Consider the following 13,444-nt stretch of genomic DNA (forward strand, 5'->3'; position numbering starts at 1 on the left):
CTCACCACACGATCGGCACAGTCTCGCCTAGACCGGTCGGCCCGGGCTGTCCGCGCACCAGCGATGGGATAACACCGCCCTGCTCATGTCTCGCGATCGAAGCCCGCCGGAAGCATGGCCACCGTGTCGCGCCCTCACTGATAACGATCAGCGACGGTTCCGACGACCGCCTTCAGCTGTCCGGCGTGAGGGCCTTGGCAACCAGGTTCTTGACCACGGACAGAGGCGGGATGGCGATCGTCGATACCAGATCCTTGATCATCAGCTCCTGTAGCGCGGCGCCGGTCGGCGTAGAGAAGTCATAAATCGCTTCTGCTATCACCGATACTGCTGCTGTGAGCACCACGCCTGCCTTCTCCATGCGGCGACGGGCCATCTCTTCGGAGATGTCGGACCAGGCGCCGGTAGCGTCCATGACCGCATGAACCTGATACCCGGCCTCGGCCATGCTCGTCGCGGCGAAGACAAGGCAGACGTCGGCCGTCAAGCCGGCCATGATGACCTGCTTGCGCCCGATCTTCTCGATGGCGCGCTTGAACTCCGGCTGATGCCAAGCGTTCACGAGGCCGGGCCGCTTGATCCGACGCTCGTACGCCTCGGGAAGAGCCTCTGCCAGTTCCGAGAAGATCCGACCTGTCAGACCGTCTTCCATGCTGGACGATATGACGACTGGTAGCTTCAGGATGTTCGCTGCTTTCGCGAGCGCCAATACCGCACGGCGGACATCAGCCTCGGAGGCCGTCTTGATCTGCCTCACCACGCCATCTTGATGGTCGATCAGAACAAGGACCGATTGGTCGGGTTTGATTTCTAAACTCACGATTTGCCTCCTGCGCAACGTTCATCAACAACGATCAACCAGCCAGAGGCTCGCATCACCTTGTGAACGGTCAGCTCCATGCTGAGCACCTCGAACAGGAGCAGCCGTCCGCGACGAGCGCCGGCCGACAAGAGCGCGCTTGTCGAGCGGGTGCTATCTCAGTCGGCTAAGCCGCTAGCTCGTTGGCTTTATCCTTGGCGGTGCATGCGCGCCGCGACCTGATCAGGGATCACGCGCTGCAGCCGCTCGTCGGTGCGCGCTTGTTTACCACTGCCCACTTTCGGGATAAATACTGCGAAATTGGAATGAGAATTCCACTGGTGGAGCAATCCGTTGAGCCATTTGAACGACATGGCGCTGTTCGTGGAGGTCGCCAAAGCCAGGAGCTTTCGAAAGGCTGCGGAGGCTCTCGGCATGCCCAATTCCACTCTGTCGCGACGTATCGGCGAGCTGGAGAAGGCGATCGGCCTGAGACTGCTGCATCGTACGACGCGCAAGATCGAGCTCACAGAGGCCGGCCAGATCTATTTTGAACGAAGCAAGAGGATCGTAGATGAGGCGCGGCTGGCGCACGAGCAGCTCGGCGCGATGTTAGAGCAGCCGAGCGGTGTCCTGCGGGTTTCGCTCCCTGTCGACTTGGCGACGCTTTATCTCACGCCGATCATCGTCGATTTTGCGCGGCACTACCCCGGCATCACGTTCGAATTCGACCTGACCCCACGCCGTGTCGATCTGGTCACCGAGCCGTTCGATGTGGCGATCCGCATCGGCAAACTGCAGGATTCCACTCTGATCGCCCGACTCATCGGGGGACATTCGCGCCATCTCTATGCCTCGCCTGGATACATCGAGGCGTCAGGCGAGCCCGCCACACCGGCGGAACTGGCGGAGCATGAATGCCTCTGCATGCCACGGACCCCGAGCTGGACTTTGCACCAGGAGATGAACAAGGTCGATGTCGACGTTCACGGCCGCTTCACGCTCAACAGCGTCGGGATGATCCGCACCCTGGCAGTCAACCATCAGGGCATCGGCCTACTTCCTGAGAAGATCGTCGCCGAGGACTTGGCCACCGGCCGGCTCCGCCGTGTCCTGCCCGAATGGCAAGGTTCACCGGTCAGCATTTACGCCGTCACTGAGACTCGCCTTGTTCCAGCCAAAACACAGCGGTTCATCGACTTTCTGTCGTCCACGCTGATGGAAGTTTGAATGGAATGTTTCCAGCAAGCTTGAATATTTTTTGGTCTCTTCGCAGTTATGTCTCTAGATGCTGAATGCACGGAGATCAGTTCGGATTGCCTAGCACCTCCAAATCCCGCGGGCGGGAGTGGCTCGCGCACGTTCCCAGTCTCTGAATGAGCCATCGGCCGGCCGGTCCTGGGGGGTCATCGGCGCGGTAGGCGATGGACATCGGCAGTTTGAGATCGCTGGCGGGGACGCCTTCGATGCGCAGCGAGACCAATCGTCCTTCATCGATATCTGCTCTGACGGCGTGGCCAGGCATACCTCCCCAGCCGAGGCCATTAAGTAGGAACGTCTGCTTGGCGAAGAGATCGGCCAGCCGCCAGGTCTGCGACGACATCACGCCGAACTCCCGCCCCTGCGAAAGATCGGTGCGATCGGTAAGGACAAGCTGGACATGGTTGCTGAGTTCGCTGCGGGGGATTGGTGCGGTGAACGCTGCCAGCGGATGATGCGCAGCTGCCACGATTTCAAAATCCACGGTGCCGAGCGGCTCGGTGCGAATGCCGGGGGGCATTACGGGCAAGGTGCCCACGATGCCGACATTGGCGCGGCGATGAAGAATGGGCTGCACCGTGCCTCCCAGAGCTTCGACGAAGAGCCGAAGCGGCACCGTTGGGAAGTGCTCCCGAAACTCACGTGCGGCCTCGGCGATGACGCTGATGGGGAAGAAGACGTCGATGACGACGGAAAGCTCGGGCTCGAGCCCGGACGCCATGCCTTTCGCATGCGATTTGAACGCATCGACTTTGGCGATCACCTCGCGCGCGCCGGTGAGCAGCATGCTTCCGGCCGGCGTCAGTTGCGGGTAGCGACCGGTCCGGTCGAAGAGTTCCACGCCAAGCTGATGCTCAAGACCGCGCACGAGTTCGCTGACGGCCGACTGGGCGCGGCCGAGCTTGCGCGCGGCAGCGGAAAAACTTCCCTCGTCGACCGCGGCAATGAAGGTGCGGACTTGGTCCAGCGATAAGCCATCCAGCATCAGATACAGCCCATCGCCATTTCAGATGGATTGTATCGTATAATAACGTCTATTCAGATGGCAAGGGGCGCGACAGACTTGAGGAAAGGCGAGTGGCATGTGCTCGCAAATTCGATTGGAGGCCCCCTGTGACGACAATCCTACAAATCGATTCAAGTATTCTCGGCGCGAATTCAGCCAGCCGCGCGCTGACGGCCGACATTGTCGCGCGCCAGCTCAAGCTGCATCCAGGTGCGAACGTCGTTCACCGCGATCTCGCCGCCGATCCGGCCTTCCATTTGTCTGGCCAGCACCTTGCCGCCTTCCAGGGCGCAACACCGGAAAGCTCTGCGCTAGGCGCCGATATTGCACAAGGTGCCGCCTATATCGACGATCTTTTCACGGCCGACGTGATCGTCATCGGCGCTCCGATGTACAACTTCACCATTCCGTCGCAGTTGAAAGGCTGGATCGACCGCGTGCTCGTGGCCGGGCGGACGTTCCGCTACACCGAGAAAGGCCCAGAGGGCCTGCTGCCCGCCGACAAGAAGGTCTATGTCGTTTCGACGCGTGGCGGCATCTACACCGGAGACAGCCCCGCCGCGTCGCTCGATTTCCAGGAAAGCTATCTGAAGGCGGCGCTCGCTTTCATCGGGCTGACCGATGTCAGCATCATCCGTGCGGAAGGCCTCGCGATCAGCGACGAGGCGAAGGCCTCCGCGATCGCGTCCGCGAAGACGGAGATTGAGGCACTGGCGGCCTGATCTGGCGTCGGCTTCGATCGCGTAGAGCTCACGGGTTGCTCACGCCATCCCCCCACCTCGCTCAAACGCCCACGCGACTCGCTTCGGCAAGGGCGGCATCCGCACCGGTGAAGTGCTTCGCCGGAAATCACAGACTTCGAAAACGCGCAAACAAGTCGTCGGGTCGGCCTGCGCACGACCGATATTTCAACGCTCAATTACAAGGTGCTCTATGCAAAATCTCTCGCAGTCCTCTCGAACCGAACACAGCAGAACTATCACCGTTGTCTCATGGACGCTGCGTATCCTTGCTGCCGCCGCCTTTCTGGCCGCCGGGGGCGCCAAGCTTGCGGGTGTGCCGATGATGGTCGCGATCTTCGACCAGATCGGGGCGGGCCAGTGGTTCAGGCTCTTCACCGGCGCCGTCGAGGTCGTCGGGGGTATCGCCATTCTGGTCCCGGTGACAGCGGCGTTCGGCGCCGTCCTGCTGTCCGCAACCATGGTGTGCGCCGTACTGACCCATCTGGCGCTGATCGGCGGAAGCCCGCTTCCGGCTATCGTCCTGCTGGCAATCACCTCGACGGTCGCATGGCTGCACCGCCGCACTCTGTCCGCCTTCGTCCAGAGCTTCGGCTGAAACCGGCTTCGGGTTCATCACGGGCACTTCCTGAATGCCGATGGAAATCGGCACCGCACCTGTCGAGGTTACAGATGATTCGTTTCGCCACCTTCTTCGCTATCTCGCTGGCTCTCGCCGGATGTCATACCACAAAGCTCGGCCAGTCGATCGGCTTCCCCGAACCGCAGCGTAGTTATCCGAGCAATTGACACTAGTGGCGCGAGTTCCTAGCGGCGCGCTTCGAAAGGAATGAGCATTGGAAATCGGTATCGACAGTTTTGCGATGCTTGTGATCGACCCGAAGACCGGCCATCTGCAGTCCGCCACCGATCGCATGACAAGCGTGCTTGCCGAAGTGGAACTGGCTGACAGCGTCGGCCTCGACGTCTTCGGCATGGGAGAGCATCATCGGGAGAATGCGCTCGATTCAGCTCCGGCCGTTATCCTCGCCGCCGCGGCGGCGCGCACGAAGACAATCAGGCTGACAAGCGCTGTGGCGGTTATCAGCGCCGCCGACCCGGTGCGCATCTTTCAGGAGTTCGCGACGCTTGACCTTATCTCCAAAGGTAGGGCGGAACTGGTGGTTGGTCGGGGATCTTTCACCGAAGCCTATCCTCTATTTGGTTACGACCTGCGCGACTATGATGCACTATTCGTCGAAAAGCTCGACCTCCTGCTCAAGCTTAACGACGCGCCTCATATCAAATGGCAAGGCCGTTTCCGCCCGCCGCTGAATGGTGAAGGTGTTTATCCTCGCCCGCATCAGGACCGGTTACCGGTCTGGCTCGGTGTCGGCGGTACGCCGGAATCCTTCGCCCGCGCCGGTACGCTCGGCTTGCCGCTGATGGTCGCTATCATCGGAGGCAGTTTCGATCGCTTCCGGCCTCTTGTGGAACTCTACCGGCGCGCCTGGCAGGTTGCAGGTCATCCACTGGTGAAACAGCGGGTCGGTGTCCACGCCATGGGTTTCGTCGGCGATACCGATGAAGCGGCTCGAGAGGCGTTCTTTCCGGGCTGGCACCAGATGATGTCGGTCGCTGGCAAAGAGCGAGGCTGGCTGCCACCGTCGCGGGCGCAATTCGAAGCGATGTGCGGCCCTGGTGGAGCTTTCCTGATAGGCACCCCGCAGACGGTCGCCGCCAAGATGCTGGCCGCCAGCAAGGCATTGGGCGGCGTGTCCCGCATCACGTTCCAGATGAGCACCGCCGCACTTGAAACGGAGGCCATGCGACGATCAATCGAACTGCTCGGCACGAAAGTCGCCCCCGCCGTCAAGGCGGCGCTTGGCAAGGCATCCCGTCATGGGTGAGCTGATCGCCGGCGCCTGGCGACGAGGCGGCCTCGAGAACGTGCTGGCCGAGGGCGAACTGCGCCGCCCGCCGTCCATCTTCCGCAACTGGATCACCGCGAACGGCGACGGCCCGTTCCAGGCGGAGCGGAACCGCTATCACCTTTATGTTTCGCTCGCCTGCCCCTGGGCGCACCGCACACTAATCATGCGCAACCTGAAGGGCCTTACCGATCTGATCGACATCTCGGTGGTTCATTGGCTGATGGGTGAGGATGGCTGGTCCTTCGATCCCGCCCCCGGCGTGATCCCGGACAGCGTCAACGGCTCCACGTTCCTGCACGAGCTTTACACCATCGCCGATCCGACCTGCACCACCCGCGTCACCGTGCCCGTGCTCTGGGACAAGGCGACCTCCCGGATCGTCTCCAACGAATCCGCCGATATCCTGCGCATGTTCAACACCGCCTTCGATGGCTGCGGCGCGACGGCTGGCGACTATTATCCTGCAGAGCATCGCGACGACATCGATGCCGTCAACGAACGCGTGTACCCCACCCTCAACAATGGCGTCTATCGCTCCGGATTCGCCACGACCCAGGCGGCGTACGAGACGGCCGTGCGCGAGGTATTCGAGGCGCTCGACTGGCTTGAGCAACGCCTGGCGCACCAGCGCTATCTCATCGGTGGAAGGTTGACCGAGGCCGACATCCGGCTGTTCACGACGCTCGTGCGCTTCGACCCAGTCTATTACGGGCACTTCAAGTGCAACCGCCAGGCGCTCGCCGAGTACCCGGCACTCTGGGCTTATACGCGCGATATCTATCAGCATGCCGCTGTCCGCCCGACGGTCGATTTCACTCATATCAAAGGCCATTATTACGGTAGCCATCCTTGGCTCAATCCAAACCGCATCGTCCCCATCGGCCCCGATCGCGATTTTGACCTTCCCCCTGGGCGCGGCGCCCTGCAATAACGCCTGATAAACTGGACTACACCAATCGAGGACGGACGCCTGCGCGCTACGGCGAAAGGTGTCCACAGGGCTGAGATTCCAAGGGCGACAGCGCTTCAATAAGAGCAGAAGGGTCAGCCGGCGCTCCCGACCAGGTTGTTGGTCACATGGCGATTTCCATGGCTGGACCATCAACGTGGCAAGCGCGCGCCCGCCTAATGGCCGAGCGCGCGCTCCTGAAGATTATCTTACTCGACTAGGCCTGGGACAAATCGACCTTGTATGTCTCCCGGGCGAAGATAAGGCTCAACACGAGGCATGCAGCGGCGATCCCGACCGGGTAGTAGAGACCGGAGTAGATGTTGCCTGTGGCCGCGACGATCGCGAACGCCGTCGCTGGCAGGAACCCTCCGAACCACGCCGCGCTCATGTGATAGGGAAACGACATGGCCGTGTAACGAATCCGGGACGGAAACATCTCCATCAGCGAGGTCGTTGTCGGAGCGAACGTCATCGCACCGAAGGTCAACAGGAGCGAAAGCAGCAGCACGATCACGGGTGCGTTGATATCTGCAGCGGCTGCATTACCGAGGGGGTACAGCTTCTCGGTCAGCGCCGCCATCAACTCCCTGTCGAAGCGCGCCTTGTGAGCCGCCGCATCCGGAGCATCGCCGACATAGCCGACAATAACGCGGTCGCCGACCCTAACCTGCGCAATAGCCGCATCGCTCGACCTCATGGTCGAGTAGTTCAGGCCGAGCTTAGCCAGGGAGTCGCTGACGACGTCGCAGGAAGAGGTGAACCTCGACGTTCCGAGCGGATTGAACTGAAGCGAGCAGTCGTTGCTGTTTGCCGAAATCGAGATGGGATGGTTCTGCTGCGCCCGCTCGAGGGCCGGGTTGCCGTAATGCGTCAGGCCCTGAAAGACTGGAATCGTGAGCAGGGCCGCCGCCAAGTAACCTGCAATATAGACCGGCTTTCGCCCTATGCGATCCGACAGGCTTCCGAACACGACGTATAGAGGAACGGTCAGGACTGTGGCGACGATTAGCATGGTATTCGCGGTCAGCGCCTCTATTCGCAGGACCTTGGTCAGAAAGAACAGCGAATAGAACTGGCCCGTGTACCAAATAACGGCCTGGGCAGGCAGAATGCACAAGGCGCCGATGATAATGTACCGGACGTTCTTCCAGTTGCCGAAGGCCTCCGCCAAGGGAGCCTTGGAGGCCTTGCCCTCGGTCTTCATGCGCTTGAACTCGGGCGATTCGTCAAGCTTCAGCCGAATCCAGAGGGAAATACCCAGTAGTGCAATGGAGATCAGGAACGGGACGCGCCATCCCCAGTTAGTAAAGGCATCCGCGCCGATCGACAGCCGAAGCGGGATGATGACGGCAACCGCAAGCAGGAAGCCTAACGCGGCCGTCAGGATGACGTAGGCGGTCCAGGTCGCACGTTTCCCCATGGGCGCATGCTCGGCCACGTAGATCATGGCGCCGCCGAATTCTCCGCCGAGTGCCAACCCCTGCAACATTCGCATCGAGATGAACAGGATGGGCGCTCCCATGCCGATGGTTGCGTAGGCAGGCAACAGACCGATGATGAAGGTCGAAAGTCCCATCAGCAGGATCGTGATGAGGAACGTGTACTTGCGACCGACGAGGTCGCCGAGACGACCGAACACCAGGGCTCCGAACGGGCGCAGCATGAAGCCCGCAGCGAAGCCCAGCAGCGTGAAAATGAACCCGGCCGTTGGGTTGACGCCTGAGAAGAACGCTTTCGCGATCTCGGACGCCAAGAGTCCGATCAGGAAGAAATCATAAAACTCGAAAACCGTCCCGAGAGACGCGGCGACGATGACCTGCTTATCTCTCGCCGATATTCTTCGCTTTGTTGTCACAGCTTCTAAAGCGGTCATGCGTTCCCCCACCTTGTTAAAGAATTACGACGTCATTTTTTTGTGACGTTCGCTGCGATCATTATTTGCTCTGTATTCGCGGATAGCCACGCGATCCCGCCTTTACTGGCAAATCTCGATGGCAACAGCAGTGGCCTCACCTCCACCGATGCAGACCGAAGCGATGCCGCGGCTCAGCTTCGCTTCTCGAAGGGCAGACAAAAGGGTCACCATGATGCGCGCGCCGGAAGCACCGATCGGATGCCCAAGGGCACAGGCACCGCCGTTGACGTTCACACGCTCCGCTTGCAGTCCCAGTTCGCGCATCGCGGCCATCGGAACGACTGCGAAGGCCTCGTTGATCTCAAAGAGATCGACATCGTCGACCTGCCAATCGACCTTCCCGAGAAGGTCGCGAATGGCTTGAACGGGAGCCGTGGGGAAGCGATCGGGAGCGTCGCCATGGGTCGCGTGCCCGACAATGGCGGCCAGCGGCGCCAGCCCGCGTCTGTCGGCCTCGGATCGGCGCATGAGAACCAAAGCGGCCGCTCCGTCCGAAATCGACGATGCGTTGGCGGCGGTGACCGTTCCTCCCGCGCGAAACGCAGGGCGCAACGTCGGGATCTTCTCCAGCCGTGCCTTGCCGGGCTGCTCATCGATCGAGATGACCTGCGAAGCGCTTTTGTCGTCGGGCAGCGTGATCGAAGCGATCTCGGCAGCGAAACGGCCTTCGGCGATCGCGCTCTGAGCCCGGACAAGAGATCGGATCGCGTATTCGTCCTGGTGTTCGCGGCTGAACTGAAATTCCTCGGCGCACTGTTCGGCGAAGACGCCCATGAGGCTGCCTTTCTCGTAGGCGTCCTCGAGGCCGTCTATGAACATATGATCGATGGTCCGACCGTGCCCCATGCGATAGCCGGACCGCGCACGATCGAGCAGGTATGGGGCATTGCTCATGCTTTCCATGCCGCCGGCCACAGCGACATCCACGCTGCCGGCTACGAGCAGATCGTTCGCCAGCATTGCCGCCTTCATGCCGGACCCGCACATCTTGTTCACGGTTGTCGCTCCCGATCGGACGGGGATGTTCGCCTTGATGGCAGCCTGGCGCGCCGGTGCCTGTCCCTGCCCCGCCGTCAGAACGCATCCGAAGACCGTTTCCTCGACGCTCTCTGGGTCGAGGCCGGATCGTGCGATTGCCGCTGCGATGGCGTGAGCACCGAGTTCCGCCGCGGTGAGCTTGCTCAGGCTGCCCTGGAAGGCGCCCATCGGCGTCCTGGCAGCACCGACGATGACGATCGGATCTTTGGACATCGAACCCGCTTTCCTGTGGAACTGCTTACCGAGGGGCCATGCGCAACGCTCCGTCGAGGCGAATGACTTCGCCGTTGAGCATCGCGTTCTCGCAAACGTGGGCGACCAGAGCGGCGTACTCGCCCGGGCGCCCGAGGCGCTTGGGAAACGGCATGTTTGCGCTTAGCGCGGCCTGCACCGTCTCGGGCATCCCGGCCATCATCGGCGTCTCGAAGATGCCGGGTGCGATCGTGACGACCCTGATCCCGAATTGCGCGAGTTCCCTAGCGGCGGGCAGCGTCAGCGCCGCGACCGCTCCTTTCGAAGCGGCATAGGCAGCCTGTCCGATCTGGCCATCGAAGGCGGCGATGGACGCGGTGTTGACGATAACCCCGCGCTCGCCGTCTGCCCCGGCAGGCTCGTTCGTCGCCATCGCCTCCGCAGCCAGGCGCAGCATGTTGAACGTGCCGACGAGGTTGATCTCCACGGCCCGGGCGAAGCTTTCCAGGCGATGAGGCCCGCTCCTCGAGAGGATGCGCTCCCCAGGCGCGACGCCAGCGCAGTTCACAAGCCCATCCAGCCGTCCGAACTGAGCCAGCGTCTCGCTCACGGCACTGGCGGCATCGTCAGCCTTCGCGACGTCGGTGCGGACGAATTTCGCGTTTGCTCCAAGGTCGCGCGCTACGGCGTCGCCAGCCTCGGCGTTTACGTCGGCGGCGACGACCCGCGCCCCTCGCTCGACCAAGGTACGCGCCACAGATTCCCCGAGGCCAGAGCCGGCGCCGGTGACGAGAAAGACGCCGCCATCAATGGTCATCTCGAAAGCCTCTGTTCGCTGGAGGGGCTGATGAATTCACTCGTGAAACTGAGTGAATTGAGAAACCTCGACCCGTTCGCTGATCAGCGAATTCTCGGGAGCGCTCGGATCGGACTTGCCGATCGCCATTCCGGACAGAACGACATGCGTGTCCGGAATATTGAGTTGCTCATGGACAACCCGGCCGTACTCGCACCAGGCCTGCTGGGGGCAAGTCTCCAGGCCGAATGCACGCGCCAGGATCATGACGTTCTGCATGAACATGCCGCAGTCGAGCCATGAGCCATGAAGCAGGCTGTTCTCCATCGTGAAGAACAGGCCCATCGGCGCTCCGAAGAACTCGAAATTCCGGAGCATTGCGCGCTTGCGGCTCTCGTAGTCGGTACGCTCGATGCCGTAGAGATTGTACAGCGCGTATCCGACCTGCCGACGACGCGACAGATAGGGTTCCGGTATGGGCGCCGGTGCGTAGGCATACTCGTCCGACCGCTCACCGGCTTCAGCGGCAGCGATCACGGCCCGTGACAGGCGATCACGGGCCTCGCCGACGACGACATGCACGTTCCAGGGCTGGAAGTTGGTGCCCGACGGAGCCCTGGCCGCAGCGGTCAGGATCCGCGTAATGGTGTCGTTGGAGACCGGATCTGGCAAAAACCGGCGAATGGATCGCCGGCTCTCGACCGCGTCGAGGACCGACAGCCCGGGTTCGCCGACGCCATTCGGCTCGGGCGCTTCCGGGCCCGTCAGGAGCTGAACGGCGAGTCGATTATCTGACATGCCTGGTCACTCCACGGCAGCGACGGACGGCTGCGCGCGGCGCTCCTGCCGCAGGACGAACCGCTGGATCTTGCCGCTCGCGGTTTTCGGCAGTTCACCGACGTAGTGGATGGCGCGTGGGTAAGCGTGCGCCGCGTATCGCACCTTGACCCAGTTCTGAATGTCCTTGGTTTGCTCCGCGGACGGAGCTTGGCCGCTCTTCAGGACGACATAGGCTTCCAGAACTTCGCCGCGGGTCGGATCCGGCACCGCGATGACGGCGCATTCGCTCACCGCCGGATGGGTGACGATGACCGACTCGATTTCGAACGGGCCGATCCGGTAGCCGGCCATGATGATGACGTCGTCATCGCGCGAGGAGAAGAAGTAGTAGCCGTCCTGATCTCTCCGCCCGGCATCACCGGTCAGATACCAGCGCCCGTTTCCGGCGAATTTCTCGGCGCTCTTCTTCGAATCGTTCAGATAGCCGCTGAACCACGCGAGCGGGCTGTCCTTGAGCTCGATCGCGACCCGGCCGAGCTCGCCGATCTCGGCTGGCTCGTCGTCGCGCTCCTTCAGGATGAGGGCGGACCAACCCGGCAAGGGAATGCCCATCGATCCGGGCTTCAGGCTGCATGCGAGATCGGGATGATGGTGGTTGTTGAACAGCATGCCCGCCTCGGTTTGACCGAAGTGGTCGTGGACGGCGACGCCCAGGACGCCGCCGGCCCACTCGTTGACCTCCGGGGTCAGCGGCTCACCTGCGCTGGAAGCACAACGCAGCTTGGTGATCGGAGGAATCGGGCCGGCAAAGGCGCGGAGCGATCGATAGACGGTCGGTGCTGCCGTAAAATTCGTGACGGCGAATTTGGCGAGCACCGCAAACGTCGTGGCAGGATCGAAATTCGCCTGCAGCAGAAGGCTGGGCACGCCGGTCGTGAACGATCCCAGGATGCCGAAATACAGCCCGTATGCCCAACCGGGATCGGCCGCGCACCAGTAGAGATCGTCCTTCGTGAGCCCGAGCCCGTACTCGGCATAAACCTGGAAGCCGGCGAGCGCCTTGGCCGGCACGGCGACGCCCTTCGGCGTGCCTGTCGTGCCCGAGGTGAAAATCTGGATGATCGGCGCGTCACCGCCCAGCGCCGCCGCCTCGAACCCCGGACGCGAGGCGTCGAGAACCGCGGAGAACTTGAGCGCGCCGAGCGGCAGCTTTTCGGCAGGCGCCGTGCTGATCACCTGCCACGGCGCACCGAACGGAACGTCGTCACCCGGCGCCAGCTTCGCCTGCTGTGACTCGTCGCAGATGACGATCTTGGCTTCGCTGCCCCTGAGCCTGAATGCGATCGCCGGCGGGGCGAAGGCGGTGAAGATCGGCACATGAACGGCGCCCAATCTCCAAATCCCCATCAGGGCAACGAGGTATTCGACGCTCTTTCCCATCAGCGTCGCAACGCAGTCACCCGGCCTCACGCCGAGGTCGTAGAGCGACGCCGCGAATTGCTCAGAGCGCTGCCGCAGCTCGCCATAGGTCAAATCGACGGACGTCAGATCGCCGGAGACGACCTTGTAGGCGACGGCCCCCGCCGGTCGCCTGTCGCAAAGCTGTGTCGCGACGCTTAGGTCGGGAGCACTATACAGGTCCACGAGCTGCTGCACGCGCACGAGCGCCGACGCGTATTCAACTGCCATCTCGGTCACTCCCTGTGATCTGTTTTTTTTTGAGAAGCCCACCGCTCAACCGGGCGGAAGAGCGCCGACGTCAGGCCCGCGCACCAAGGCGTGGCGACCCATAAATCTGGCACGATCGAGCTGATAGCATAATCATAATTCTCCCCTAATCGCGCCATCTGCCCAACAAACGGCTGACGTTCGCGCGCTCTTCTCATGTTTGTTGGGCGGCAATGTAGAATCTTGATTCTACTTATGTCAAGCTACCCCAACCCTCGATTCGGGGAGTTGAGGCTCTCTGGGCGCCTGGATTCTGACGGGCACTGCCGATAGAAACGAAATCAGGTTGAGCTCTTCGGACGGAGCTTTGACGCCAAACTGACCG

The 13,444-nt window shown here is 61.9% G+C and carries 12 protein-coding genes; 5 read left to right on the forward strand and 7 right to left on the reverse strand.

Translation table 11 applies throughout. The annotated features are described in order from the left end of the window. Positions 1 to 172: 172 nt before the first annotated feature. Entirely contained in the window at positions 173 to 820 is a 648-nt protein-coding gene (locus tag GXW71_RS11170; RefSeq protein ID WP_211852584.1) for an isochorismatase family protein, read from the reverse strand. A gap of 333 nt (positions 821 to 1,153) precedes the next feature. Between GXW71_RS11170 and GXW71_RS11175 the strand changes: the two genes are divergently transcribed. Beyond that, positions 1,154 to 2,029 (forward strand): LysR family transcriptional regulator, encoded by an 876-nt coding sequence (locus tag GXW71_RS11175; RefSeq protein ID WP_246526471.1) that lies wholly within the window; start codon positions 1,154 to 1,156, stop codon positions 2,027 to 2,029. Between the two features lie 76 nt (positions 2,030 to 2,105). Here GXW71_RS11175 and GXW71_RS11180 read toward each other — a convergent pair whose 3' ends face one another. Beyond that, positions 2,106 to 3,044: a LysR family transcriptional regulator gene (locus GXW71_RS11180; RefSeq protein WP_211852585.1), complete on the reverse strand. Its 939-nt coding sequence runs from the start codon at positions 3,042 to 3,044 to the stop codon at positions 2,106 to 2,108. A gap of 128 nt (positions 3,045 to 3,172) precedes the next feature. Here GXW71_RS11180 and GXW71_RS11185 point away from each other — a divergent pair, with 128 nt between their 5' ends. The 4 genes from GXW71_RS11185 to GXW71_RS11200 all read left to right on the forward strand — a co-directional run bounded on the left by GXW71_RS11185 (position 3,173) and on the right by GXW71_RS11200 (position 6,649). Then, positions 3,173 to 3,787 carry an FMN-dependent NADH-azoreductase gene (locus GXW71_RS11185; protein WP_211852586.1) on the forward strand — a complete coding sequence of 205 codons (615 nt, stop codon included), beginning with the start codon at positions 3,173 to 3,175 and terminating at the stop codon, positions 3,785 to 3,787. A 211-nt stretch (positions 3,788 to 3,998) separates the two neighbouring features. Then, a complete protein-coding gene (locus tag GXW71_RS11190; protein WP_211852587.1) occupies positions 3,999 to 4,403 on the forward strand; it encodes a DoxX family protein in 405 nt (134 codons plus the stop codon). Between the two features lie 238 nt (positions 4,404 to 4,641). Next, positions 4,642 to 5,694 carry an Atu2307/SP_0267 family LLM class monooxygenase gene (locus tag GXW71_RS11195; protein ID WP_211852588.1) on the forward strand — a complete coding sequence of 351 codons (1,053 nt, stop codon included), beginning with the start codon at positions 4,642 to 4,644 and terminating at the stop codon, positions 5,692 to 5,694. After that, positions 5,687 to 6,649: a glutathione S-transferase family protein gene (locus GXW71_RS11200; protein ID WP_211852589.1), complete on the forward strand. Its 963-nt coding sequence runs from the start codon at positions 5,687 to 5,689 to the stop codon at positions 6,647 to 6,649. Before GXW71_RS11195 ends, GXW71_RS11200 begins: the two co-directional genes overlap by 8 nt. Before the next feature lie 235 nt (positions 6,650 to 6,884). Here the strand turns inward: GXW71_RS11200 and GXW71_RS11205 are convergent, their stop codons facing one another. The 5 genes from GXW71_RS11205 to GXW71_RS11225 all read right to left on the reverse strand — a co-directional run bounded on the left by GXW71_RS11205 (position 6,885) and on the right by GXW71_RS11225 (position 13,080). Then, the gene (locus GXW71_RS11205; RefSeq protein ID WP_211852590.1) at positions 6,885 to 8,543 is read right to left on the reverse strand and encodes an MFS transporter; all 1,659 of its coding nucleotides are present in this window, start codon (positions 8,541 to 8,543) and stop codon (positions 6,885 to 6,887) included. A gap of 102 nt (positions 8,544 to 8,645) precedes the next feature. Next, positions 8,646 to 9,836: an acetyl-CoA C-acyltransferase gene (locus tag GXW71_RS11210; protein WP_211852591.1), complete on the reverse strand. Its 1,191-nt coding sequence runs from the start codon at positions 9,834 to 9,836 to the stop codon at positions 8,646 to 8,648. Positions 9,837 to 9,861: 25 nt separating this feature from the next. Next, a complete protein-coding gene (locus tag GXW71_RS11215) occupies positions 9,862 to 10,632 on the reverse strand; it encodes an SDR family NAD(P)-dependent oxidoreductase (protein ID WP_211852592.1) in 771 nt (256 codons plus the stop codon). Between the two features lie 36 nt (positions 10,633 to 10,668). Further along, entirely contained in the window at positions 10,669 to 11,409 is a 741-nt protein-coding gene (locus tag GXW71_RS11220) for a nitroreductase (protein WP_211852593.1), read from the reverse strand. Between the two features lie 6 nt (positions 11,410 to 11,415). After that, positions 11,416 to 13,080, reverse strand: coding sequence for an AMP-binding protein (locus tag GXW71_RS11225; RefSeq protein WP_211852594.1), 1,665 nt, complete (start codon positions 13,078 to 13,080; stop codon positions 11,416 to 11,418). Positions 13,081 to 13,444: the final 364 nt, after the last annotated feature.

It is taken from the genome of Plastoroseomonas hellenica, assembly GCF_018129085.1.
GTDB classification, from domain to species: domain Bacteria; phylum Pseudomonadota; class Alphaproteobacteria; order Acetobacterales; family Acetobacteraceae; genus Plastoroseomonas; species Plastoroseomonas hellenica.

What these genes read in the sequence shown, in the direction of transcription:
- GXW71_RS11180 (WP_211852585.1), bottom strand. Translation starts at nt 3,044, where the DNA reads ATGCTGGATGGCTTATCGCTGGACCAAGTCCGCACCTTCATTGCCGCG.
- GXW71_RS11190 (WP_211852587.1), top strand. Translation starts at nt 3,999, where the DNA reads ATGCAAAATCTCTCGCAGTCCTCTCGAACCGAACACAGCAGAACTATC.
- GXW71_RS11200 (WP_211852589.1), top strand. Translation starts at nt 5,687, where the DNA reads ATGGGTGAGCTGATCGCCGGCGCCTGGCGACGAGGCGGCCTCGAGAAC.
- GXW71_RS11205 (WP_211852590.1), bottom strand. Translation starts at nt 8,543, where the DNA reads ATGACCGCTTTAGAAGCTGTGACAACAAAGCGAAGAATATCGGCGAGA.
- GXW71_RS11210 (WP_211852591.1), bottom strand. Translation starts at nt 9,836, where the DNA reads ATGTCCAAAGATCCGATCGTCATCGTCGGTGCTGCCAGGACGCCGATG.
- GXW71_RS11215 (WP_211852592.1), bottom strand. Translation starts at nt 10,632, where the DNA reads ATGACCATTGATGGCGGCGTCTTTCTCGTCACCGGCGCCGGCTCTGGC.
- GXW71_RS11220 (WP_211852593.1), bottom strand. Translation starts at nt 11,409, where the DNA reads ATGTCAGATAATCGACTCGCCGTTCAGCTCCTGACGGGCCCGGAAGCG.
- GXW71_RS11225 (WP_211852594.1), bottom strand. Translation starts at nt 13,080, where the DNA reads ATGGCAGTTGAATACGCGTCGGCGCTCGTGCGCGTGCAGCAGCTCGTG.